At 73.3% G+C, this 22281-nt stretch carries 24 protein-coding genes; 14 read left to right on the plus strand and 10 right to left on the minus strand.

What is annotated here, in order from left to right:
- Window positions 1-28: 28 nt before the first annotated feature.
- Both ACFYST_RS17620 and ACFYST_RS17625 read right to left on the minus strand, forming a co-directional pair.
- Window positions 29-607, minus strand: a complete 579-nt coding sequence (locus tag ACFYST_RS17620; protein ID WP_387863263.1) for a DUF4240 domain-containing protein — start codon at window positions 605-607, stop codon at window positions 29-31.
- Between the two features lie 135 nt (window positions 608-742).
- Entirely contained in the window at window positions 743-1606 is an 864-nt protein-coding gene (locus ACFYST_RS17625; RefSeq protein WP_387642527.1) for a universal stress protein, read from the minus strand.
- A 230-nt stretch (window positions 1607-1836) separates the two neighbouring features.
- On the opposite strand from ACFYST_RS17625, the gene ACFYST_RS17630 reads away from it, so the two are divergent.
- Window positions 1837-2523 carry a pyridoxamine 5'-phosphate oxidase family protein gene (locus ACFYST_RS17630; RefSeq protein WP_387863265.1) on the plus strand — a complete coding sequence of 229 codons (687 nt, stop codon included), beginning with the start codon at window positions 1837-1839 and terminating at the stop codon, window positions 2521-2523.
- A gap of 14 nt (window positions 2524-2537) precedes the next feature.
- On the opposite strand, the gene ACFYST_RS17635 is transcribed toward ACFYST_RS17630, so the two are convergent.
- Together ACFYST_RS17635 and ACFYST_RS17640 are read right to left on the minus strand one after the other, a co-directional pair.
- A complete protein-coding gene (locus ACFYST_RS17635) occupies window positions 2538-4031 on the minus strand; it encodes a DUF1214 domain-containing protein (RefSeq protein ID WP_387863266.1) in 1494 nt (497 codons plus the stop codon).
- 104 nt (window positions 4032-4135) lie between these two features.
- Window positions 4136-5308, minus strand: a complete 1173-nt coding sequence (locus ACFYST_RS17640; RefSeq protein WP_387863267.1) for an MFS transporter — start codon at window positions 5306-5308, stop codon at window positions 4136-4138.
- Between the two features lie 38 nt (window positions 5309-5346).
- On the opposite strand from ACFYST_RS17640, the gene ACFYST_RS17645 reads away from it, so the two are divergent.
- The 7 genes from ACFYST_RS17645 (at window position 5347) to ACFYST_RS17675 (ending at window position 13611) form a co-directional block, all read left to right on the plus strand.
- Window positions 5347-5967 (plus strand): CGNR zinc finger domain-containing protein, encoded by a 621-nt coding sequence (locus ACFYST_RS17645; protein WP_387863269.1) that lies wholly within the window; start codon window positions 5347-5349, stop codon window positions 5965-5967.
- Between the two features lie 48 nt (window positions 5968-6015).
- Window positions 6016-7485 carry an SDR family oxidoreductase gene (locus ACFYST_RS17650; protein WP_387642517.1) on the plus strand — a complete coding sequence of 490 codons (1470 nt, stop codon included), beginning with the start codon at window positions 6016-6018 and terminating at the stop codon, window positions 7483-7485.
- A 135-nt stretch (window positions 7486-7620) separates the two neighbouring features.
- Window positions 7621-9840 carry an NADP-dependent isocitrate dehydrogenase gene (locus ACFYST_RS17655; protein WP_387642515.1) on the plus strand — a complete coding sequence of 740 codons (2220 nt, stop codon included), beginning with the start codon at window positions 7621-7623 and terminating at the stop codon, window positions 9838-9840.
- 107 nt (window positions 9841-9947) lie between these two features.
- Window positions 9948-10418, plus strand: coding sequence for an NUDIX domain-containing protein (locus ACFYST_RS17660; protein WP_387642514.1), 471 nt, complete (start codon window positions 9948-9950; stop codon window positions 10416-10418).
- Between the two features lie 64 nt (window positions 10419-10482).
- Window positions 10483-11409, plus strand: a complete 927-nt coding sequence (locus ACFYST_RS17665) for a CehA/McbA family metallohydrolase (protein WP_387863272.1) — start codon at window positions 10483-10485, stop codon at window positions 11407-11409.
- 93 nt (window positions 11410-11502) lie between these two features.
- Window positions 11503-12843 carry an NAD(P)/FAD-dependent oxidoreductase gene (locus ACFYST_RS17670; protein ID WP_387642510.1) on the plus strand — a complete coding sequence of 447 codons (1341 nt, stop codon included), beginning with the start codon at window positions 11503-11505 and terminating at the stop codon, window positions 12841-12843.
- A gap of 108 nt (window positions 12844-12951) precedes the next feature.
- Window positions 12952-13611, plus strand: coding sequence for a zinc ribbon domain-containing protein (locus ACFYST_RS17675; protein ID WP_387642508.1), 660 nt, complete (start codon window positions 12952-12954; stop codon window positions 13609-13611).
- A gap of 308 nt (window positions 13612-13919) precedes the next feature.
- Here ACFYST_RS17675 and ACFYST_RS17680 read toward each other — a convergent pair whose 3' ends face one another.
- Window positions 13920-14399: a DUF1877 family protein gene (locus ACFYST_RS17680; protein ID WP_387863275.1), complete on the minus strand. Its 480-nt coding sequence runs from the start codon at window positions 14397-14399 to the stop codon at window positions 13920-13922.
- 133 nt (window positions 14400-14532) lie between these two features.
- Here ACFYST_RS17680 and ACFYST_RS17685 point away from each other — a divergent pair, with 133 nt between their 5' ends.
- A complete protein-coding gene (locus tag ACFYST_RS17685; protein ID WP_387863277.1) occupies window positions 14533-14697 on the plus strand; it encodes a hypothetical protein in 165 nt (54 codons plus the stop codon).
- 65 nt (window positions 14698-14762) lie between these two features.
- Window positions 14763-14978 (plus strand): hypothetical protein, encoded by a 216-nt coding sequence (locus tag ACFYST_RS17690; RefSeq protein ID WP_387863280.1) that lies wholly within the window; start codon window positions 14763-14765, stop codon window positions 14976-14978.
- 5 nt (window positions 14979-14983) lie between these two features.
- On the opposite strand, the gene ACFYST_RS17695 is transcribed toward ACFYST_RS17690, so the two are convergent.
- On the minus strand, window positions 14984-15229 hold the full coding sequence (locus ACFYST_RS17695; protein WP_387642498.1) for a hypothetical protein: 246 nt from the start codon (window positions 15227-15229) through the stop codon (window positions 14984-14986).
- A gap of 161 nt (window positions 15230-15390) precedes the next feature.
- On the opposite strand from ACFYST_RS17695, the gene ACFYST_RS17700 reads away from it, so the two are divergent.
- Window positions 15391-16029, plus strand: a complete 639-nt coding sequence (locus ACFYST_RS17700) for a helix-turn-helix transcriptional regulator (protein WP_387863282.1) — start codon at window positions 15391-15393, stop codon at window positions 16027-16029.
- A 32-nt stretch (window positions 16030-16061) separates the two neighbouring features.
- The gene (locus ACFYST_RS17705; protein ID WP_387863285.1) at window positions 16062-16538 is read left to right on the plus strand and encodes a DUF3291 domain-containing protein; all 477 of its coding nucleotides are present in this window, start codon (window positions 16062-16064) and stop codon (window positions 16536-16538) included.
- A gap of 95 nt (window positions 16539-16633) precedes the next feature.
- Here ACFYST_RS17705 and ACFYST_RS17710 read toward each other — a convergent pair whose 3' ends face one another.
- From ACFYST_RS17710 to ACFYST_RS17720, 3 genes are all read right to left on the minus strand, one after another.
- Complete coding sequence (locus ACFYST_RS17710) at window positions 16634-17404, minus strand: hypothetical protein (protein WP_387863287.1); 771 nt, start codon at window positions 17402-17404, stop codon at window positions 16634-16636.
- Window positions 17405-17447: 43 nt separating this feature from the next.
- Complete coding sequence (locus tag ACFYST_RS17715) at window positions 17448-18389, minus strand: serine/threonine dehydratase (RefSeq protein ID WP_387863288.1); 942 nt, start codon at window positions 18387-18389, stop codon at window positions 17448-17450.
- Between the two features lie 66 nt (window positions 18390-18455).
- On the minus strand, window positions 18456-19070 hold the full coding sequence (locus ACFYST_RS17720; protein WP_387863561.1) for a DUF5701 family protein: 615 nt from the start codon (window positions 19068-19070) through the stop codon (window positions 18456-18458).
- A gap of 239 nt (window positions 19071-19309) precedes the next feature.
- Between ACFYST_RS17720 and ACFYST_RS17725 the strand changes: the two genes are divergently transcribed.
- Complete coding sequence (locus tag ACFYST_RS17725) at window positions 19310-20635, plus strand: cryptochrome/photolyase family protein (RefSeq protein ID WP_387863291.1); 1326 nt, start codon at window positions 19310-19312, stop codon at window positions 20633-20635.
- A 7-nt stretch (window positions 20636-20642) separates the two neighbouring features.
- Here the strand turns inward: ACFYST_RS17725 and ACFYST_RS17730 are convergent, their stop codons facing one another.
- Window positions 20643-21446, minus strand: a complete 804-nt coding sequence (locus ACFYST_RS17730) for a VOC family protein (RefSeq protein WP_387863293.1) — start codon at window positions 21444-21446, stop codon at window positions 20643-20645.
- A 287-nt stretch (window positions 21447-21733) separates the two neighbouring features.
- Between ACFYST_RS17730 and ACFYST_RS17735 the strand changes: the two genes are divergently transcribed.
- Window positions 21734-22168, plus strand: coding sequence for an STAS domain-containing protein (locus ACFYST_RS17735; RefSeq protein ID WP_387642483.1), 435 nt, complete (start codon window positions 21734-21736; stop codon window positions 22166-22168).
- Window positions 22169-22281: the final 113 nt, after the last annotated feature.

Below are 22281 nucleotides of genomic sequence, written 5' to 3' on the forward strand. Positions count from 1 at the left end.
CGCATCGTCAACTGCCTTGCAGTGCCGGTCAATCCACGAGGTAGAGCGCGGCCAGGCGGGGCAGGCGGCGGTGCATCTCGGCGTCGTCGTCGAAGTCGAAGGACTCGCCCATGCCCGCGTCCCGCTCGGCGAATTCCTTGATGCGGTCGATGCCCTGATCGGCGAGGTGGAGTTCGTAGGCCCGGTGGAAGGCGTCCCGGTCGCCGGTGCGGCGCTCGAAGGCGTACGAGGCCGCGTAGTTGACGTCCTCGTTGAAGAACACGTCCTCCGCGTCGAAGCGGTTCTCGCCGGCCGCCGCCGGGTGCTCGGCGATCACGTCCGGCCCGCCGAGGACCTTCTCGTACCAGGCGCGGCCCTCGGCGATCACGCCGGCCCGGAAGTCCATGAAGGAGTCGTCCGAGCAGCCGCCGCCGATCAGGTAGGCCGCCGCCCAGATGTCCCGCCGGTACAGGGCGTCGCGCAGGCGGACGAAGCAGACCTTGAAGCGCAGGATCTCCGCCTCCGGGCGGGCGGCCAGCACGTCCACCAGCGCCCGCTCGAACGGCACGGCCGGTGTGGTCGCCGCCCGGGCGGAGTCGATCAGCTGCCAGAACTCGTCGTTGTCCATGGCGGCCAGCCTGCCCGCCGGGTACGACACTGCCCGCAACCATGTGGCCGCCCCGTCGCCACCCGGAGGCGGTGGGTGGTGACGGGGCGGCCTGGCGACCCGGCCCGGGGGAGGGACCGGGGGCTTGAGGAGGTGTCAGTCGTGCGGGACGACCGCCACCGGGGCCTGCGCGTGGTGGATCACCGCGTGCGCGACCGAACCGAGCTTCGGGCCGATGTTGAGGGCGCGGGTGCGGCGGCCCACCACCACCAGGTCCGACTGCGCCGACGCCTCCACCAGCGCGGCCGCGCCGCCACCGGTCCGGACGTCCTCCAGCACCAGGGTGCGCGGGTACTTCTCCCGCCACGGCGCGACCGCGTCGGAGACCATGCCGACGGCCAGCGCACCGAGCTCCTGGCGCTCGCTCTCCACCGGGACCCAGCCCGCGTAACCGTAGGTCGGCGGCAGCTCCCAGCCGTGCACCACCCGCACCCGGGCGCCGCGCAGCTGCGCCTCCTCGAACGCGAACTCCAGGACGGCGTCCGCCGGTTCGAGCGCGTCGAAGCCGACCGTCACCTCCGGCTCGTCCGACTCCGGCGCCGGGCCGCCCTCGCGGACCATCACCACCGGCGTCTTCGACCGGCCGGCCACGCCCAGGCTCACCGAGCCGACCAGCAGGCCGCGGAACCCGCCCAGGCCCCGGGTGCCGATCACCAGCAGCTGCCCCTGCTCGGCGGCGGCCGTCAGGCCGTCGATCGCCGAGTCCGGCACCAGCTCCGAGGAGACCGCCACCCCCGGGTAGGCGGAGGCCAGCTCCTGGACGAGGTCGCCCAGCATGTTCTGCGCGCCCATCTCCACTTCGTCCATCTTGACCAGGTCGTTGACCTTCCGGCCCATGTAGGGCCAGGCGTGCAGCAGGCGCAGCGGCGCCCCTCGCCGGCCGGCCTCCTGGGCGGCCCAGTGCGCGGCGGCCCGGCTGCGGACGGACGCGTCTACGGCGGCGAGAACGGGACGAGTCATGGCGATGCCTTTCGCTGTTTGAGTCCCGGCGGGCCCTGCCGCCCGCCTCGGGAGTCGTTGACCACTCTTCCCCCACCCCCCGGGGGCCGCCATGGGTCGCCGGGCCCGCCCGGGTGGGCCGTTGGTCCCTTCGGCGGAGGCGGGCGCCGCGGTGGGCCCAAACGGGCCCAAGGCCTCTGACGGAGCCGGGCGCGGGCGCGCACCATGGAGGTACCACCACCATCAGGGAGGTGACCGAAGTGACCGACGAACACGTACCTGCCGCACCGCTCGCCCGGCGCTTCGCCGACCGCCTCGCCGACCTCGGACTCACCGAGGCACAGGCCGCGACCAGGGCCGGCATGTCGATCGCCTACCTGCGCCGGGTGCTCGAACTCGGATGCGACTTCGACCGGCCCGCGCTGCTCCGGCTGGCCGCGGTCCTCGGCCTGGACTACCAGGAACTCGTCTCCGGCCGCCCCGCGGAACGCGTCCACGCCACCGAGCCCCGTCCGGACGGCCCGCCGCTGGTCGGACCCCCCGTCCTGGGTGAACTCACCGTCCCCGAATGCTGGAGCCGCCTCGGCACCGGCGGCCTCGGCCGCCTCGCCCGCACCGGCCCCGACGGCCCCGTGGTCCGACCGGTCGGCTACCTGGTGCACGACCGGACGATCCTCTACCGCACCAACCCCGACGGCGCCCTCGCCCCCGGCGCGGTCGGCGGGGCCGCGACGGGCGGCGAGGCCGCGTTCGAGGTGGACCGCGCCGGTGCCGACCTCCACGAGGGCTGGAGCGTCCTGATCACCGGCCCCCTCGAGTACGTCACCGACCCCGCCCTGCTCGCCGAGCTCCCCCAGCCCCCCGCGCACGGCCGCTGGGTCCGCCTGACGCCCGACACCGTCACCGGGCGGACGATCCGGACCGCCTCGGGCGCGTAACTCGCTGACGGAGCTCAGGCGTTGCTGTGGTCGCCGGCGTCTTTGACGAAGTCGCCGGGCTTGTACCGGCGGTCGAAGAAGGCCTGTTCCGGGCCGTACCAGCGGATGACGGCGAACCAGCCGCGGCCGGGGACGGTGCGGATCCAGTTCGGGGCGCCCGCCGGGTGGCGTTCAGGGCCGATGCGGAGGGTGACCGACCCGTCCGGGTTGGGGGCGATGTCGTCCATGCCGTTGAGGGACGAGAAGGTCTGGCCGCGGACGTCGATCTGGGCGGCGGTCTCCGCGTCGTACAGGGTGAGGGACCAGAAGAGCCGGGCCGGCGGGTCGGCGGGCAGGTCGATGCGGTAGGTGTGCTCGCCGGTGAGCAGGTCGCCGTCGTGGTCGCGGTAGGCGCCCGCGTACTTGGCGCCGAGACCGACGACCGAGGTGATCATGCCGGTGCTCATCGAGTAGTGGTTGACGAACATGTGCGCCTTGGCGTTCACGTCGGTGTGCCCGGTGGCGCGGTCGCGGAACTCCTCGTCCAGCAGGGTGTGGAAGAAGTCGTCCTGGGCGGTCTTGGCGTGGGCGATCCACTGGCGGTCGGCCCACCACCGGGCGCCCGGCTCACGGTCGTAGCGCGAGGCCAGGGTCTTGGCCGTCTTCCAGCCCGTCCACGCCGCCAGGTCCAGCAGTTCGCGCTGACGCCGCGTCGGGGCGAACAGCCCGCCCTTGCGGATGCCCAGCGAGGCCAGGACGCCGTGCATGTAGGGGTCGACCTGGTCGACCCGGTCGGCCTGGACGAAGGCGTCGAGCACGTCGAAGAACGTGCCGTCCCGGGGGAAGAGTGCGTCGGCCGGGGTGTCGGAGGCATGGGCGAAGTGCATCGGCTCCGCGTCGCCGTGCAGCGGGCGCAAGCGGATGCCCTCGATGGCCGCGATGCCCGGTGACAGGTCGTCGACGGAGCTGAAGAAGCCGCGCAGCAGGAAGTAGATGTTGTCGGTGCGGCTGCGGTAGACGAAGAAGTCGTCCCACTCGCCCGCGCTCTCCGGCTCGGCACCGTCCGGGACGATCAGGTAGCGGCCGCCCTCGCCCCGGTCCGGGCCGGGCAGGCCGATGTCGCCGAGGAACTGCCGCCCGTCGATGACCGGCCCGGTGAGCGGGCGGTGCCAGAAGTCGTCCACCAGCCCCTGAACACCGGGCGCGGCCTCGACGACGAGTGGGCCGGTCACGCCCAGGTCCGCGAAGGCCATGCCGTAGATGACGTCGCAGTTCGGGGTGGTGATCAGCGTCCGGGGCTTCAGCCGCTTCTCGAACACCGCCATCACCTGGTACCCGCGCCCGACCACCGCACCGAGCCCGTCCCGCATCGCGCACGCGCTCACCGTCGGCAGCGCCCACAGGTAGACCTGGGCGGCGCGCTGGAAGAACAGTTCGTCCTCCAGGGCCTGCGCAGACTCCTCGGTCGGATAGCCGCCGACGAACGGCAGTGCCGCCAGGTCCTGGTAACGGTCGGGTGCGGACGTCATGTGGACACCTCTGGTTTGAGTGCGAACCGGGGGATGGCAGACCGCACAATAGCCGCAAAAGGTACATGGGGTGACGGGCGCCGCACCGAGCGTGACGGGGGGTGTCAGGCCGGGCTGCGGCTGGGACGGTGGCGCAGCGCCGGGGCGGCTGTCAGGGTGGCGGCGAGGGTGAGGGCGGCGGGTACGGAGTGGGTGGCGAGCGGGCCGGCCAGGGCGGTGCCGAGGGCGAAGGCGGTGATTTTGAGGCTGGCGCCGGTGGTGAAGATCTGGCCGCGCAGGTGGGCGGGGGACTCGCGGTGGCGGACGGCGAACAGGCCGGTCAGCAGTGGGCCGTCGCCGAGGCCCGCCAGGGTGGCCGCCGCGAGCAGCACCCATGGGTGGCCGTTCGCGCCGGCTGCGGCCAGGGCCAGTGCGGCTGCCTGCAGCAGCGCGCCGATGCGGACGGCCGTGTCCGGCGGGAGCAGGTGGGGGCGTCGGGCGAGTGCCGCGTTCGCCAGCAGGGCGGCCACCGCCGTGCAGGTCAGCAGCAGCGGTCCGCGGCTCGCGCCGCCGAGCGCGCGTTCGCCGAGCAGCGGCAGGCAGGCGGCCAGCATGCCCTGGCCCGCGCAGGCGCCGACCGAGACGAGCGTCGCCCGGGCCAGCGTCGTACGGGACGTCAACACCCTTAGGCCGGAGGCGAGTTCGGAGCGCACCGATCCCGTTGCCCGGGCGGCGGCGTTGCGGGCGGGGAGCGTCCAGGCCGCCGGCAGGGCTGCGGCGATCAGGGCCGCCGCGATCAGGACCGCCGCGTTCGCGTCGAGGGCGACCGCGAGCAGCCCGGCCAGGGCGGGGCCGGCCAGGGCGGCCGCGTCGTAGGTCATGGCGTCCAGGGCGGTGGCGCGGGGGAGCCGGTCGGGCGGGGTCACCCGGGGGAGTTGGGCCGTCCAGCCGCCGGAGAGGGCCGGGCCGAGCAGGCCGGTGGCGGCGGCCAGCGCAAGGACCGCGGGCAGCGGGAGCCGGCCCAGAGCGGCGAGGACGGCGAGCAGGCCGGCGGCGTACAGCGCGAGGGCCCGGGCGAGCAGGCGGCCGGGGTGGCGGGCCCGGTCCAGGTGGACGCCGAGCAGGGGGCCGCCGATGGCCGAGGCGGCGGTCAGGGCCGCCAGCAGGGCCGAGGCCTCGCCCGCCGAGCCCGCCGCGGCGAAACCGGCCAGCAGCAGGGCGGGCCCCGACATCTCGTCACCCGTTCGGGCCAACGCGGCCCCCGCCAGACACCGTCCGGGGAAAGAACTCCTGATCACCCGCCGGACGCTACGTCGGTAACGGAAAACTCGACAAGATGCGTTACATTGCCGACGTGCCGACCACCCCCGCCACCGAACCGCCGCCGAAACCGTCCGTCCTCACCTCGGCGGCCCGCGCCACCGCCGTCATCAACGCCTTCGCCGCCGACCACGCCCCCGAACCGGCCGCCCTCGCCGCGATCCTCCGCGCCCACGGCGAACCCGAGCCCGTCCACCTCACCGCCGAGGACGCCGACGCGCTGCGCACCGCCGCCGCCCGCCTCCGGGAGGTGTTCGACGCGCCCGACACCGACCGCGCGGCCGCCGCCCTCAACCGCCTGCTGCGCGAACGCACCGGCCCGCTGCGGCTCACCACCCACGGCGGCGCCACCGGCTGGCACCCCCACCTCGACCACGACGACGACGCCCCGTGGGACGACTGGCTGATCGCCTCGTCCTGCCTGGCCCTCGCCGTCCTGCTGTGGGAACGCGGCCGCCCGCCCGGCGGGAGCTGCGCCGCGGCACGCTGCCGGAACGTGTACCTCACCCAGGGCAGCGGCCTCGAACGCCGCTACTGCTCCCGCCGCTGCGCCACCCGCGAACGCGTCGCCGCGCACCGCCGCGCCCGGATCGCGGCGACCCGCGATGGCCGGGCCGAGGATGATCGGCTGAACTGACCGGGCCGGGGCGGGGATCGGCCCGGCCGAGCGAGGAGGCGGTGGCAGGTGCGGTGTCTGGTGACGGGGGCGACGGGGTACCTCGGTGGGCGGCTGGTGCCCGAACTGCTGGCGGACGGCCACCAGGTGCGCTGCCTGGTGCGGGAGCCCTCACGGCTGCGGGACCACCCGTGGCGCGGCGCGGTGGAGGCCGTCGCGGGGGACGTCACCCGGCCCGAGACGCTCGACGGGCCGCTGGACGGCATCGAGGTCGCGTACTACCTGGTGCATTCGCTCGGCACGGGGCCGGACTTCGAGGCCAGGGACCGGGCGGCCGCCCGCGCGTTCGGGCGCGCGGCGGCGCGGGCCGGGGTGCGGCGGATCGTCTACCTGGGCGGACTGGTGCCCCCGGACGTGCCGGAGGGACAGCTCTCACCGCACCTGCGCTCCCGGGCGGCGACCGGCCGGGCGCTGCGCGAGGGCGGGGTGGCCGTCACGGAGCTGCGGGCGGCGGTGGTGATCGGCTCCGGGTCGGCGTCGTTCGAGATGCTGCGGCACCTGACCGAGCGGCTGCCGGTGATGGTCGCGCCGCGCTGGGTGGACACCCGGATCCAGCCGATCGCCGTGCGTGACGTGCTGCGACACCTGGTCGGCGCGGCCGGGCTGCCGGACGGGCCGGACACCGACCGGGCGTTCGACATCGGCGGGCCGGAGGTGCTCACGTACCGCGCGATGATGCAGCGCTACGCCCGGCTGGCGGGCCTGCGGCGCCGGCTTGTCGTCGCGGTGCCGGTGCTCACGCCCGGCCTGTCGGCGCTCTGGGTCGGCCTGGTGACGCCCGTCCCCGGTGGGCTGGCCCGGCCGCTGGTCGAGTCGCTGCGGCACGAGGTGGTGTGCGGCGAGCACGATCTCGCCCGGTGGATCCCGGACCCGCCCGGGGGTGCGATCGGCTTCGACCGGGCCGTCACCCTCGCGCTGCGCCGGATCCGCGACGACGAGGTCACCACCCGCTGGTCCTCGGCCTCGCTGCCGGGCGCGCCCAGCGACCCGCTGCCCACCGACCCGGACTGGGCGGGCGGCAGCCTGTACCAGGACGTCCGGGAGCGGCACGTGGACGCGTCGCCGCAGGCGTTGTGGCAGGTGGTGGAGGGGATCGGCGGCGAGCACGGCTGGTACTCGTTCCCGCTGGCCTGGTGGGTGCGCGGGGCGCTGGACCGGCTGGCGGGCGGCGTCGGGCTGCGGCGCGGACGCCGTTCGCCCGGGCGGCTGCGGGTCGGCGATTCGCTGGACTTCTGGCGGGTCGAGGAGATCGAACCCGGCCGGCTGCTGCGGCTGCGCGCCGAGATGCGGTTGCCCGGCCTGGCCTGGCTGGAGCTGACCGTCACCCCCGAGGGCGACGGCGCGCGCTACCGGCAGCGCGCCCTGTTCCACCCGCACGGCCTGGCCGGCCAGGCGTACTGGTGGTCGGTCGCGCCGTTCCACGCGGTGGTGTTCGGTGGAATGGCACGCAACATCGCCGCCCGCGCGAAGGCGCACTGAGACCGGTATCGCCGCCCGCGCGAAGGCGCACTGAGACCGGTGGACGGACGCCGAGTGGGGGGTTGGTTGCGGAGATGCCCCCGAGTCGAGATATCTTGACGTCAAGACGTTGCAGACGTGGAAGCTGGAGCTACGGTGACTGACTCGACCATCATCTACACCCACACGGACGAGGCCCCCGCCCTCGCCACGTACTCCTTCCTGCCGGTTGTCCAGGCCTACGCCGCCACCGCAGGTGTGAGCGTGGAGACCCGTGACATCTCGCTGGCCGGTCGGATCATCGCCGTCTTCCCGGAGTTCCTCCAGGAGGACCAGCGCATCGCGGACGCCCTCGCCGAGCTGGGCGCGCTCGCCAAGACCCCCGGCGCGAACATCATCAAGCTGCCGAACGTGTCGGCGTCCATGCCGCAGCTGAAGGCCGCCATCGCCGAGCTGCAGGCCCAGGGCTACGCCCTGCCGGACTACCCGGACGAGCCGAAGACCGACGAGGAGCGCGACATCCGCGCCCGGTACGACAAGGTCAAGGGCTCCGCCGTCAACCCGGTGCTGCGCGAGGGCAACTCCGACCGCCGCGCCCCGCTGTCGGTGAAGAACTACGCCAAGACCCACCCGCACCGCATGGGTGCCTGGTCGGCCGACTCCAAGACCAACGTCGCCACCATGGGCGCCAACGACTTCGCGTCCACCGAGAAGTCCGCCGTGATCGCCGCGGACGGCGCGCTGCGCATCGAGCTGGTCACCGAGGACGGCGCCGTCACCGTGCTGCGCGAGAACGTCCCGGTGCTGGCCGGCGAGGTCGTCGACGCGGCCGTGATGCGCGCCGCCGCGCTGAACGAGTTCCTGGCCGCGCAGGTCGCCCGCGCCAAGGCCGAGGGCGTGCTGTTCTCGGTGCACCTCAAGGCCACCATGATGAAGGTCTCCGACCCGATCCTGTTCGGCCACGTGGTGCGCGCCTTCTTCCCGAAGACCTTCGCCGCGTTCGGCCCCGAGCTGGTTGCCGCCGGTCTGAACCCGAACAACGGCCTCGGCGGCATCCTGGCCGGCCTGGACAAGCTCGCCAACGGCGCCGAGATCAAGGCCTCCTTCGACGCCGAGCTCGCCGACGGCCCGGCCCTCGCCATGGTCGACTCCGACAAGGGCATCACCAACCTGCACGTCCCCAGCGACGTCATCGTGGACGCCTCGATGCCGGCCATGATCCGCACCTCCGGCCACATGTGGGGCCCGGACGGCAAGGAGGCCGACACCCTCGCCGTTCTGCCCGACAGCAGCTACGCGGGCGTCTACCAGGCCACCATCGACGACTGCCGCGCCCACGGCGCGTTCGACCCGGCCACCATGGGCTCGGTGCCGAACGTCGGCCTGATGGCCCAGGCCGCCGAGGAGTACGGCAGCCACGACAAGACCTTCGAGATCGGCGCCGCCGGCACCGTCCGCCTGGTCGACGCCGATGGCGAGACCGTCCTGGAGCAGGCCGTCCAGCCCGGCGACATCTTCCGTGCCTGCCAGGCCAAGGACCTGCCGATCCAGGACTGGGTCAAGCTGGCCGTCACCCGCGCCCGCGCCACCGGCGACCCGGCCGTGTTCTGGCTGGACTCGAACCGTGCGCACGACGCCGTGCTGATCGAGAAGGTCAAGAAGTACCTGCCGGAGCACGACACCGAGGGCCTGACCATCGAGATCATGTCTCCGGTCGAGGCCACCAAGTACTCCCTGGAGCGCATCCGCCGCGGCGAGAACACCATCTCGGTCACCGGCAACGTGCTGCGCGACTACCTGACCGACCTGTTCCCGATCCTGGAGCTGGGCACCAGCGCCAAGATGCTGTCGGTCGTCCCGCTGATGGCGGGCGGTGGCCTGTTCGAGACCGGCGCCGGCGGCTCCGCCCCGAAGCACGTCCAGCAGCTGGTCAAGGAGAACTACCTGCGCTGGGACTCGCTCGGCGAGTTCTTCGCGCTGGCCGCCTCCTTCGAGCACCTGGCCACCACCACCGGCAACGCCGGCGCCAAGGTCCTCGCCGACACCCTGGACCGCGCCACCGGCACCTTCCTCAACGAGGACAAGTCGCCGTCGCGTCGCCTCGGCGGCATCGACAACCGCGGCAGCCACTTCTACCTGGCCCTGTACTGGGCCCAGGAGCTGGCCGCCCAGACCGAGGACGCCGCGCTCGCCGCCGCGTTCGGCCCGCTCGCGCAGTCCCTCGCCGAGCAGGAGCAGACCATCGTCGACGAGCTGATCGCCGTCCAGGGCCAGCCCGTCGAGCTCGGTGGCTACTACCAGCCCGACCCGGCCAAGGCCGCCGCCGTGATGCGCCCGTCGAAGACCTTCAACGACGCGCTCGCCACGCTGGCCTGACGCCACGGCAGTTGCTGACCGGTCGCGCCGCCGTCGGCCCCCTCACGGGGACCGGCGGCGGCGTGCCGTGTCTGCGCGTTCTGTCTCTCGCGCGTAGGGTGCGGGGCATGGCGACCCCGAAGTTCATCCTCGACCTGCGTGAGCACATCGGGCACGCTCCGCTGTGGCTGTCCGGCGTGACCGCGGTGGTGGTGGAGGACGGGCGGATCCTGCTCAACCGCCGCTCTGACAGCGGACGTTGGGCACTGCTGCACGGCATCATGGAACCCGGCGAGCAGCCCGCCGACGCGGTGGTGCGGGAGGTCCTGGAGGAGACCGGCGTCACCGTCCGCCCCGAGCGGATCACCAGCGTCCACACCCTCCCCGCGTCCGTCTGCGCCAACGGCGACCAGGTCCAGTTCCTCAACGTTGCCTTCCGTTGCCGGTTCCTGACCGGCATCGCGCACGTCAACGACGACGAATCCCTCGCCGTGGAGTGGTTCCCGCTGGACGCGCTGCCGCCGCTGTCCGCGAACGACGCCTTTCTGCTCGGCAAGGCGCTGGACGACGCCCCTTTTTCGTGGTTCGCCCTGGGCTGATCCGTCGGTGGAACTCCCGTGCCGCGCAGCGCCGTTGACGGTACGGCCACGGGGAGGTGGACGGGTGCGGGGCGCGGGCTGGTACCGGGGCGACTGCCACGTGCACACGGTGCACTCGGACGGGGAGCTCACCCCCGCCGAACTGGCCGCGGCGGCCCGCGCCGCCGGGCTGGACTTCCTGATCGTCACCGAACACAACTGCCCCGCCCCGCCCGGCACTTGGGACGGACTCGACGGCGACGACCTGCTGATCCTGCCCGGCCAGGAAGTCACCACCCGCACCGGCCACTGGCTGGCGCTCGGACTGCGCCCCGGCCAACTCGTCGACTGGCAGCACCGGGTGGGCGAACCGGCGTTCCGCCGGGCGCTGCGCGAAGTGCGGGCGGCAGGCGGGCTGTGCGTCGCCGCGCACCCCCACGCGCCGTACCCCGGTGGGGACTTGATGTTCCCGCTGGAGAGCTTCGACGCGGTCGAGGTGTGGAACGGCGAGTGGACCTCCGACCGGCCATGGAACGCGGACAACGAAGCCGCGCACGCCGAATGGGGCCGCCGCCTGGCCGCCGGCGTGCACGCCGGGCACTGGCAGCCCGCCCTGGGCAACAGCGACACCCACCTGGCGGGCCAACTCGGCACCCCGCAGAGCGTGGTGTTCGCCGAGCAGCTCAGCGCCCCGGCGATCCTTGCCGCGCTCCGCGCAGGGCGCAGCTGGATCGCCGAATCCGCCACCGTGGAACTGGAGCTGACCGCCGAGGCGGACGGCCGCCGGGCGGGCATCGGCGAACACCTGGCCACCGCCGGCCGCCCCGTCGAGCTGCGCCTGCGGCTGTCCGGCGTCCCCGACCCGCGGGTGCGCGTGCACACCGAGCGCGGCAAGGCGGACTGGGCGGCGGGCCGGAGTACGTCGGCGGCCGAGACGTCCTTCGTGCGGGTCGAAGTCCGGCACCCGGACGGGCGGATGGCGGCGCTGACCAACCCGATCCTGCTGCGCTGACCGCGAAGTTCGGGCGGTGCGCTTCGGGCGGGTGCTGACGGTGGGGTGCGCGTCCCGGTGACGGTGCGCGCCGGGTCGCTTAATGTACGGGTCATGAGTCCTGCGGACAGGGCGGTCGGGGACCGCGGCACGGCGGTGGTGATCGGCGGGGGGCTGGCCGGGTGTCTGGCCGCGTGGGCGCTGCGCGGCGTCGCGCGGCGGGTGGTGGTGGTCGAACGGGACCGCTACCCGGACGGCGCGGCCTTCCGGGCCGGCGTCCCGCAGGCCCGGCACGGGCACCTGCTGCTGGAGGCCGGGCACCGCACCATCGACGAGCTGATGCCCGGTGCGCTCGCCGAACTGCTCGACGCCGGAGCCCAGTTGGTGTCCATTCCGAGCGGCCTGCGGGTGCTCACCTCGGTGGGCCACCTCGCCGCCTACGACAGCGAGGTGACGATCCTCAGCTGCAGTCGGCCACTGCTCGACCGTACCGTGCTGGACCGGGTCCGCGGCGAGCCGTCGATCGAGATCCTGGAAGGCACCGAGGTGGTCGGCCTGCTCGGCAGCCGGCGGGGCGTCACCGGCGTGCAGGTGCGCGAACGCGGCCGCGAGGGCGCTCCCGTCACCGACCTGTCCGCCGAGCTGGTGATCGACGCCGCCGGGCGCGGCACCCGGTCGGGGCGGTGGCTGATCGGCCTCGGCTTCCCCACCACGCCCGTCGAACGGATCGACGCCGGTGTCGCCTACGCCAGCCGGTTCTACCACCGCCCGCCCGGGCGCGAGGACCAGCTCGCCCTCGACGTGCAGACCCGGGCCCCCGAACACGGCCGGTTCGCCGTCCTGCTGCCCGTCGAGGGCAACCGCTGGATCGTCAGCCTCGGAGGCATGCGCGGCTTCGAACCGTCCATCCAGCCCCAGGAGTTCGAGAAGCAGCTCGGCGAACTCCGCGACCCCGCCATCGCCGAGGCCATCGCCGACGCCGAACCCGTGGGCCCCGCCCGGGGGTTCGTGCCCGGCCCCAGCGTGTGGCGGCGCCACGAGCGCACCGACCCGTCCGGCTTCCTCGCCCTCGGCGACGCCTCCTGCACCTTCAACCCGGTCTACGGGCAGGGCATCAGCGTCGCCGCGCTCGGCGCCCGCGCGCTGCGCGAAGCCGCCCGCCGGCACGGCGGACTCGGCACCGCCACCGTCCGCGAGGCCCGCCGGGCGATCGGCACCGTCACCAAACACCCCTGGGTGATCGCCGGCAACGAGGACGTCCGCTTCGCCGGCACCATCGGCGGCGAGCGCGGCCCCGTCGTCCGGCTCCAGCACCGCTACCTCGACCGCGTCCTCATCCGCGCCACCACCGACGCCACCGTCTCCGCCACCTTCCACCGCGTCGTGTCGATGGTGGAACCGCCGAGCGCGCTGTTCCGTCCCTCCGTGCTGGGACCAGTCCTGTTCGGTCGTTGACGCACCGTCAACGTTCTTTCCGGGCACCGGTTCCGGCTCCGCGCAACCGCGTGGGAGCCTGTGTGACCGAGGCGAACATGTGAGAAGTGTGGGGGAACGGCGGCGGCCATGAGTGAGATCTACTTCAGCAACAACTACCGCGACCTGAGCGAGCAGCACGGAACCGGCGCGGGATTCCAGTTCGAGTTCTCCTGCTCGCGCTGCTACGACACCTGGCGCTCACCGTTCGAGCCCTTCCGCACCGGGCAGGCCGCGAGCTGGATCAACAAGGGCGTCAGCGCCGCCTGGAGCCTGCTCGGCGGTAGCGCCTCCAGCGGCCTCACCAACGCCGCCGACGGCCTGGCCGGCGCCAGCTGGGGCAGCGGCCGCGACGCCGCCTTCGAACGCGCCGTCACCAACGCGCAGCAGCACTTCAACCGCTGTGCCCGCTGCACCCACTACGTCTGCGAACGCTGCTGGAGCGCCGCCCAGGGCCTGTGCCTCGACTGCGCACCCGACACCGCCGCCGAGGCCGTCGCCGCCCAGCAGCGCGGCCTCAACGACGCCGTGGTCGAGAACGCGTACCGGCACGGCCAGTCCCAGGCCCAGCAGTTCGACGTCACCGCCGCCCGCCAACTCGTCTGCCCGCAGTGCAGCGCCGACACCCACGGCACCCCGTTCTGCCCGTCCTGCGGGTTCCGCCTCGCCCAACCCCCGCAGTGCACCTCGTGCCACGCGGAGCTGCCCGCCAACTCGGCCTTCTGCCCGAGCTGTGGCACGCGTCGCTGACCGGCCGCCCGTCAGGCCCGGCCGTTTTTACGGCGGACGGGCCTCGGGGTGTTGGCTGACAGCGGTCGGCGGAGGAGTAGGACGGCGGCGGCCGCGCCGAGCAGGAAGACGGTGCGGGCCGATCTCCTGGTTGCCCTCGCCACGGAACACCCAGGCCTCGCCGTGGGGCAGCGGCCACTTCTCGTTGGGCTCGGGGACGTCGGTGATCCGGCTCGGCTGGTCGGTGATCGGAGCGGCGAGTGTGAGTGGCCTTCGGGGCAGAGGCAATGCGAGGCTTCCGCGCCCGGGCTCGGACGACTCCCCGCCACTCAGAACCAGAACGCCTTGACGACTGCGTTCCCGGATCGGGCGGCCGTTCGGTAGAAGGTGGCGAGCCCGTGGTGGTGGCTCAGGTAGTTCTCCCGGTCGAGGGCCAGGTCGCCGCAGTCTTGCAGCGCGGTGCCGGAGGCAGTCCAGAGCGCGTCGAAGTCGGCGGTGCGCAGGAACAGGGCGGCTTCCCTCACCCGGTCGGGCCGCAGGATCACGAACGGGGGACCGTCCCCGTGGAACACGAGTTCACCGCCGTAGATCGGCAGCCCGCTCGGATCCGCGGCGTCCTCCGGGCCGTCCGGGGTGCCGGTGTAGAGCTGGTTGACGCGGCCGAAGTCCTTCTCGATCGAGTCGGCGATTCCTGCGGTGCACTCGTTGTGGTGGTCGGCCCAGGACGCCCACATGAAGGCCTCCAGCCAGGCCCCGTCCGGGCGGACGTCCGCCGGTGGGACGGCGCGAAGGTGCAGGTGGTAGCTCATGGATCCGTCCGTCGAGGGTGGTCCGGTTTGACGTCCGGAACGTAGCGGACGGCGCCGACACTTCTCCTTTGCGTTCGGTGGCCGGTCTCTGCTGAAGTGTGGGCACCATTGGGGGGATTCGGGGGAGGACGTCATGCAGAAGACCGTGGTTGTGGTGGCCAGGGTCGATCTGGCGCTGGGTCTGAGCGCGGTCGGTCGTCCGGACGAGGCGACGCATCTCCGGGTTGCCGAGGCTGCGGTCGCAGGCGACTTCACGCGAGCGGCCGCGCTGCTGGCCGAGGTGAGTTACTCGGGCTGAAGGAGCGCACCACCCCACACCTGGCCGGCGACAGCCAGTGGTCGGCCGCCAGGGCCCTCGCCGACGTGCTGACGGACCCCACCAGCCGGGGACGGGCGTTGGCGATGATCGCGGCCCGCCGTGGCCCGTCCCCCGAGGGGCGGCTGTTGCTCGCCGAAGCGTTGGCGCTCGCGCCGTGGGATGAGCTGGTCGAGGAGTTCGCGACCGTCGCCCCCGAACTCGTCCCGCTGCTGGTGGACCTGGTGCTGGCTGACGCAGAACCGGCTACCGAGACCCCGTGAGACCGTCAGGTCCCGTTCGTCGGCAGGACGAGGATCCGCTCCGGGTCGTACAGGCACCAGTACGCCGCCGCGCCGATCAACCGGAGGCGGCACCACGGGGTGCCGTCCGGGGCGTGCCACCAGGCGTTGATGCGGCCGAGGGTCCAGGTGGCGGTGTCGTCGAGGCGGACTTCGACGGGTTGGTAGGCGGGGCGGACTTCGGGTTCCGGCGGGGACCAGGTGGGGTCGGTCTGAAGCTGCGGAGGGAGCACGGTGGGCCTCCTTCGAGTCCGATCGGTGGAGATCACTCTACAGAGGTGTAGATAGTGGTGGCGGGGAATCCCGGAGCATGGCGCAACGTCGTCGGTGCGGGCAGTGGATTCGCGCCACGAAGGGTTCTTTTGAACACGACCGTTGGTCATAGACTCGGTGGATGGCTTCTGAGGACGAGGGCGACTCGTACGCGGCGCTGGGCGCGCTGGGTGATCCGGTGCGGCGCCGGCTGTACCGGCTGGTGGCGGCGGCGCCGGAGGAGGTGGGGCGGGACGCGGCGGCGGAGGCGGCGGGGATCTCGCGGTCGTTGGCGGCGTTCCACCTGGACAAGCTGGTCGAGGCGGGGCTGCTGGTGGTGTCGTACCGGCGGCTGTCGGGGCGGACGGGGCCGGGTGCGGGGCGGCCGGCGAAGCTGTACCGGCGGGTGGAGGGGGAGTTCGCGGTGTCGGTGCCGCCGCGTTCGTACGACACGGCGGGGCGGTTGCTCGCGGAGACGGTGGAACGGGCGGGGCTGGAGCGGGAGTTGCAGGCGGCGGCGAAGGCCGAAGGAGTGGCAGCCGCGACGGGGGCGGACCTGGAGGAGGTGCTGCGAGCGCGCGGGTACGCGCCGTTCTGGGACGGCGAGGTGCTGCGGTTGCGGAACTGCCCGTTCCACGCGTTGGCGCAGGAGTTCCCGGGGTTGGTGTGCGGGATGAACCTGGCGCTGCTGGACGGTCTGGCGGGGGAGGAGTGGACACCCGCGATGGAGACGTGCGCGGGTGGATGTTGCGTCGCCCTGTCTAAAAACAAAAATCGTTGACGTTAGATTGTGGGCCACGCCATGCTTGGCCCATGACTGGCTATCACCTCGCGCAGATCAACGTCGGCCGCCTCGTCGCGCGGCCCACCTCCCGGCGGGTCGCCGAGTTCATCGCACAGCTCGACGAGATGAACGCGCTCGCCGAGCGCAGCCCGGGCTTCGTCTGGCGGATGGTGGACGCCACGGACGCGAGGGCACAGGCCGCGTACCCGGAGATCAGGGACGAGCAGGTCCTGATCAACTGTTCGGTGTGGGAGTCGGTCGAGGCGCTGTGGGAGTACGTGTTCCGCAGCGACCACCTGCGGGTGCTGAGCCGCCGCCGGGAGTGGTTCGAGCATGCCGACCGTCCGCTTCAGGCGCTGTGGTGGGTGCCGGCCGGCCACCACCCGAGCGTCACCGAGGCGATGGGGCGGATCGCCCACATACGCGAACACGGCAGCGGCCCGGAGGCGTTCACCTTCCGCGACCGCCACCCGGCGCCGGACGGCCAGGTGGCGGACGCGCACTGAAACAGCGGCTGAAGCAGTGACCGAAGCAGTAGCCGAAGCAGTGGCCGAAGCAGTGACCGAAGCAGTGACTGAAACAGTGGTTGAAACAGCGGGGGTCAGGCGCCGGCGGCCAGGGGGCTCAGGCGGACGATGGTCAGGTCGAGTTGGCCGAAGCCGTCCTCCCAGCCCATCACCGGCTCGCAGCCGTACTTGTCGAGGCCCCGGGCGGAGGCGCCCTCGAGTATCGGCATCAGGCCCTCCTCGCCGTCGGTGAGGAAGTAGGCGAGGTGGGCGCGCAGGCCGGGGTGCTCGATGGTGGCGAGGCCCTCCTCCCAGCTCTCCTCGGGCTCGGCCTCGAACGGCACCAGGTCCTCGGGGGTGCGGCCGGTGTCGAGCGCGGCGCGGAACGCGTCCAGCAGGGTGCCGTCGGAGCGCAGCCGGGCGAAGAACACCACCCAACTGCCGGGAAATTCAGCGAGGTTGACGCCGTGCTGCGCCACCAGCGGGGCGAGGTCGGCGCCGCGGATCAGGCCGTCGCCGAAGCAGGCGGCGGCGACGGCGGAGGCGAACGGCTCCGGCAGGGCGGGCGAGTCGCGATCGGCGGGTATCGCGAAGATCGAACCGGCGGCGTCGAACACCGGGGTGCGGAGGCTGTCGTCGAACAACGAGCAGTCCCAGTGCACCGGTTCGGCGCCGCTCAGCGCCTGCGGCCGCACCCAGGCGGCGTCCCGGTCGAACTCGACCTCGTGGATCAGATTGCCGCTGACGCCGGCCACGTACACCGCGTTCTGGTCGTACTCGTGCAGTGGCCGGCCGAGCATCAGCCCGAAGGCGTAGGCGAGTTGACGGTCCCAGTCGTCCGCGACCGGGGTGTGGTGAGAGGTCATGGGCGGCACCGTAGTGCCGCCGTCCGACAGCACGCCAAAGGAGTCAGCCGAGCGTGCTCGGATCGGTGTTCGCCCCGCACAGCACCACGCACACCCGCTCGCCCTCGGCCGGCCGGTACGCGCCGCCGGTGAGTGCGGCCAGCGCGGTCGAGGCGGCATGCTCGACGGCCAACCGGTGCCCGTCCCAGAGGAGTTGACGGGCGCGGACGATCTCGCTGTCGGGGACGAGCGCGGTGCTTGCGCCGTCCTGCCCGGCGGCCCACAGGGCGATCGCGGAGGCCCGCCGGGCGCCGAGCGCGTCGGCGGCGACCGAGTCGACGGGGACGTCCACCGGACGGCCCGCCGCCATCGCGGCGTGCAGCGCCTGCGAACCCTCCGGCTCGACGGCGACGGTGCGCACCCCGTGCTCGCGGGCCGCCGTGGCCACGCCCGCGAACAGGCCGCCACCGCCGACCGAGACCACCACCGTTCCCAGCGAAGGGAGTTGACGGCGGATCTCGTCCAGCAGGGTGCCCGCGCCGGCCGCGATCAGCGGGTGGTCGTAGGCGTGCGCGGCCAGCGCGCCGGAGGCCTCCGCGTACTCCTCGCAGGCCGCCAGCGCCTCCGCGTACTCGCGGCCCACCTGTCGCACCTTGGCGCCGTGGCCGCGCAGCCGGGCCACCTTCACCGCGGGGGCGTTCTCCGGCACGAACACCGTGGCCCGGACGCCCTGTTGCTGCGCCGCCCAGGCACACGCCAGGCCCGCGTTGCCACCGGAGGCGATGGTCACGCCCGGGTCGGGGAGCGTGCCGGCCTCGCGGTGCGCCTGCAGGAAGTTCTGCGCGCCCCGGGCCTTGAACGACCCGGTGTGCTGCAGGAGTTCGAGCGCCGCCCAGACCTCACCGCCCACGCCGGGAACGTCGAGCGGGGCCACCGCGACGGGCCGGACCCGTCCGGCGATCCGGTCGCCCGCGGCCTTGATGTCGCCGTACGTGAGCTGGTGCACGCTGTCGCTCCTGCCGCGTCGAGGGTGCGCGGGCCGGTCTGGGCCCGCAACCGTTCGGACCCGACGTTACCCGCCCTGCCGCCCCCGGCCGGTGGCGGAGGCGAAGCCCAGCCAGGTGTGCCGGTTGCCCGCCCAACACCAGCCGACCTTCGGGGCGTTGCGGCGCTCGCGGCCGTCCCGCCCGGTGCCGTTGCTGATCCAGATCGCCGGGGTGCGGGCGTCGAGGGTGCCGTTCGGTTTGCGCAGCCGCGAGCCGATGGTCATGAAGCAGCGATTGCGTTCCAGTGCGTCGGGCTGCTGGAGCACCCAGTGGATGCCCTCGGTGAGCAGCAGCGGCGTACGGGCCTCGTCCGTGAGGGCGGGCAGCGCCTCGTCCGGGCTCCAGTTGGCCATCCGGTCGCCCCGGTCGACGCCGGTGAGCAGATAGAGGGGAGAGTCGGGCAGCGCCACCGTGTCGAGCGGGGCGAAGTCGTCGACGTCCGGCATGTCGACGACGACGAAGCCCGGCCGGTCGTCGCGGCGCAGCAGCGGCGCGAGCGCGGACGCGGGTGCGCGGTCCGGGTGGATGGCGAGCAGGGCGCCGTCGCCGGTCTCGGCGGCCTCGGCGAAGGCGCGGACCCCGGTGGCGGACAGGCCGGCGAGCTCGTGCACCCCCAACTCGATCAGGCGTTCGGCCTGCATCGTGAGGGACGGAAGGACGGTGGACGCGGTTTCGGGCACGACGCTCCCAGGGCGGCGAGGCAGCGGGGACCTCGGGTGAACGAGACCGCCCGCCGAGTTGTTCCCGCGCCCCCGGAACGCTCATCCGGAACGGCGCGCGCGCCGATGACCGGACGGGACGACCGTCCCCCGCGGCCCGCCCCGGTCCGCGCACCCCAACGCCCAACCACCGGGCCCGAGTACGGAAGCCGCACACCGAAATGACCCTCGCCGTCGTCCTGTTCACCCAGGACCTGCGCCTGCACGACAACCCCGCCCTGCACGCCGCCCGCGCCGCCGCCGACCAGGTGGTGCCGCTGTTCGTCACCGACCCGGCGATCGCCGCCGCCGGCTTCGCCGCGCCCAACCGCCGCGCGTTCCTTGCCGGTTGCCTCACCGACCTGGACGCCTCGCTGCGCCGCGCCGGCGGCCGGCTGCTGGTGCGCGAGGGCGACACCGCCGAGCAGACCGCCCGACTGGCCACCGAACTCGACGCGGCGAGCGTGCACGTCGCCGCCGGGGTCAGCGGCTACGCCCGGCGGCGCGAACAGCGGCTGCGCCACGCGCTCGGCGACCGCCTGCGGGTGCACGACGGATCGCTGACGGCCGTGCCGCCCGGCGCCGTGACACCCGCCGGACGCGACCACTACGCCGTGTTCACCCCGTACCACCGGGCCTGGCAACAGGTCCGCCGCCGCACCCCGCTGCCCGCGCCGCACACCCTCAACACTCCAACAGGGCTGAAAAGCAACGTAGTTGAGGTGGCCAAGCCCACCGCCCGCAGCCTCCCCGAGCCCGGCGAGAGCGCCGCCCGCCGCGCCTGGCAGCACTGGCACACCGCGCAGTACGCGCAGCTGCACGACGACCTCGCCGCCGACGGCACCTCGCACCTCTCGCCGTACCTGCACTTCGGCTGCCTGTCCGCGAACGAACTCGTCCACCTCGCCGAGCGGCGCGGCGGACCCGGCGCGGAGGCGTTCGTCCGGCAGCTGGTGTGGCGCGACTTCCACCATCAGGTGCTGGCCGCCCGGCCGGCCGCCGCGCACGCCGATTACCGTGCCCGGAACGACAGTTGGCGCACCGATGAGGCCGAACTCGCCGCCTGGCGGGAGGGTCGCACCGGATACCCGATCATCGACGCCGGGATGCGGCAGCTCGCCGAGACCGGCTGGATGCACAACCGGGCCAGGCTGCTCACCGCGAGCTTCCTGGCCAAGTCGCTGTACCTGGACTGGCGGCTCGGCGCCCGGCACTTCCTCGACCACCTGGTCGACGGCGACGTGGCCAACAACCAGCTGAACTGGCAGTGGGTCGCCGGTACCGGCACCGATACCCGCCCCAACCGGGTCCTCAACCCGATCGCCCAGGCCGACCGTTACGACCCGGAGGGGGCGTACGTCCGCCGCTGGGTCCCCGAACTCGCCGAGCTGCCAGGTCGGTTGATCCACCGCCCCTGGCAGGCCGGCCGCCGACCCGCCGACTACCCCGCCCCGCTGATCGCCCCAGGCAGCACTGGGGACCGCCTGCGCGCGGCTCGGGGAATCTGACGACGCGTCAGGACTCGCGCGGCGCCGGCGTCATCAGCACGAAGTCCGCGCTCGCGCCGTCCACGCACATCGCCATCCGTCCGATGCCGGGCGCGTCCACCGGGCCCGTCAGCACCTCGCCGCCCTTGGCGCGCACGGTGGCGGCGGCCGCGTCGCAGTCGGTGACCGTGAACACCGGGTGCCAGCATGGCACGCCCTGGGACACCGCCAGCTGGTCCGGCGGCACCTGCAGCACGCCGCCGTGCATCCGCTCCGCGGGCTGCCCGGCCGGGGTGACGATGGTGTAGGTCGCGCCCCCGCCGCCCGGCATCGGCATGTCCTGGCGCTGCCAGCCGAACACCGTCTCGTAGAACGCCAGTGCCGCCGACGCGTCCGTGGTGTACAGCTCCGTCCAGCACAGCGCGCCCGGGTCGTCCGTCGCCTCCAGGCCGCGCGCCCGGCCCGGCGTCCAGGCCGCGAACTGGCCGCCCTGCGGGTCGCTGAACTGCGCGACCGACGCCCAGCCGTCTGCGTCCTGCGGCTCCAGCCGCACCGTGCCGCCCGCCCGCATGACGGACGCGGCGGTCTCGTGGACGTCCGGGGTGAAGAAGTACACCATCCACGCCGAGCGGGCGCCCCGCTCGGTGAGCAGCCCGATCCCGGCGGCCGTCCGACCGCCCGATTTGGCCAGCCCGAAGGCGCCGCCGCTGTCCTCCATCGGCTCGAACTCCCAGCCCAGCACCGCCCCGTAGAAGTCCCCGGCGGTGGACACGTCCGGCGTGCCCAGGTCGAGCCAGCACGGTGAACCGGGCACGAAATCGGTGGTGATCATGGTGGTCTCCCTTCGCCGGGCACTCCGTTCCCAGCCTGTCACCGGCCCCCGCCCGGCGCGTCCCGGCCCGGACCGGCGGGCGGCGGTCCCGGTACCGCCAAGCGGAGGAAATCCTGTGCAGATCGTCGGGTGGAGCATGGAATTCGCCCGTCGAACGGATCCCCGCCATGACATTTCGCGGAAATTCCTCCCGCTGACCGCGAAATCGTCACCTGCAACAGGGTTCGGACCGCAGGAATCGGGCAGAGGCCGCATACCCCCAGCGATCCCAGGAGAAAGGCACCAGAGTGGCACTGAGCGTGAGCTACGGGGAACGGTACGGCTGGACGGTCGTCCAGGTCGCCGGCGAGGTGGACATCAGTGGAGTCTCCGCACTTCGGGAGCGCCTCCAGCGACTGGTCACCGAAGGCTGTCTGCGCATGGTGGTGGACATCAGCCGGGTCGACTTCTGCGACTCCACCGGCTTCGCCGTCCTGGTCGCGACCCGTCGCATGCTGTCCTCCCGCGGCGGCCGGCTCCGGCTGGTCCTCCCCGGCCCCGAGACCCACACCCGCAAGATCCTCCAGCTCTTCGGCATCCAGCGGATCTTCGACGTCCACGACTCGGTCGACGACGCCCTCGCCGACCTGCGCGAGGCAGCAATGACCGAGAGCACCCTGACCGCGGACGCCGCCGACGCCGTGCCGCGCCCCCGCGAGAGCAGCCGCGCCGCCGCCGACTGACCGGTCCCGCCGCCGACTGACCCGCCCGGCGCGGGGGGCCGTCAACGGCGACGGCAGCACCCGCCCGCAGTGGACAAGCCCGCAGCGTCAACGGCGACGGCTGCGGCATCCAC

Origin of the sequence: Kitasatospora sp. NPDC004614 (assembly GCF_042873675.1) — a bacterium.
Lineage (GTDB): Bacteria > Actinomycetota > Actinomycetes > Streptomycetales > Streptomycetaceae > Kitasatospora.

What these genes read in the sequence shown, in the direction of transcription:
- ACFYST_RS17685 (WP_387863277.1), top strand. Translation starts at nt 14,533, where the DNA reads ATGCAGAAGACCGTGGTTGTGGTGGCCAGGGTCGATCTGGCGCTGGGT.
- ACFYST_RS17645 (WP_387863269.1), top strand. Translation starts at nt 5,347, where the DNA reads ATGCGTTACATTGCCGACGTGCCGACCACCCCCGCCACCGAACCGCCG.
- ACFYST_RS17625 (WP_387642527.1), bottom strand. Translation starts at nt 1,606, where the DNA reads ATGACTCGTCCCGTTCTCGCCGCCGTAGACGCGTCCGTCCGCAGCCGG.
- ACFYST_RS17620 (WP_387863263.1), bottom strand. Translation starts at nt 607, where the DNA reads ATGGACAACGACGAGTTCTGGCAGCTGATCGACTCCGCCCGGGCGGCG.
- ACFYST_RS17680 (WP_387863275.1), bottom strand. Translation starts at nt 14,399, where the DNA reads ATGAGCTACCACCTGCACCTTCGCGCCGTCCCACCGGCGGACGTCCGC.
- ACFYST_RS17670 (WP_387642510.1), top strand. Translation starts at nt 11,503, where the DNA reads ATGAGTCCTGCGGACAGGGCGGTCGGGGACCGCGGCACGGCGGTGGTG.
- ACFYST_RS17710 (WP_387863287.1), bottom strand. Translation starts at nt 17,404, where the DNA reads ATGACCTCTCACCACACCCCGGTCGCGGACGACTGGGACCGTCAACTC.
- ACFYST_RS17660 (WP_387642514.1), top strand. Translation starts at nt 9,948, where the DNA reads ATGGCGACCCCGAAGTTCATCCTCGACCTGCGTGAGCACATCGGGCAC.
- ACFYST_RS17675 (WP_387642508.1), top strand. Translation starts at nt 12,952, where the DNA reads ATGAGTGAGATCTACTTCAGCAACAACTACCGCGACCTGAGCGAGCAG.
- ACFYST_RS17700 (WP_387863282.1), top strand. Translation starts at nt 15,391, where the DNA reads ATGGCTTCTGAGGACGAGGGCGACTCGTACGCGGCGCTGGGCGCGCTG.
- ACFYST_RS17725 (WP_387863291.1), top strand. Translation starts at nt 19,310, where the DNA reads ATGACCCTCGCCGTCGTCCTGTTCACCCAGGACCTGCGCCTGCACGAC.
- ACFYST_RS17635 (WP_387863266.1), bottom strand. Translation starts at nt 4,031, where the DNA reads ATGACGTCCGCACCCGACCGTTACCAGGACCTGGCGGCACTGCCGTTC.
- ACFYST_RS17730 (WP_387863293.1), bottom strand. Translation starts at nt 21,446, where the DNA reads ATGATCACCACCGATTTCGTGCCCGGTTCACCGTGCTGGCTCGACCTG.
- ACFYST_RS17705 (WP_387863285.1), top strand. Translation starts at nt 16,062, where the DNA reads ATGACTGGCTATCACCTCGCGCAGATCAACGTCGGCCGCCTCGTCGCG.
- ACFYST_RS17720 (WP_387863561.1), bottom strand. Translation starts at nt 19,070, where the DNA reads ATGCAGGCCGAACGCCTGATCGAGTTGGGGGTGCACGAGCTCGCCGGC.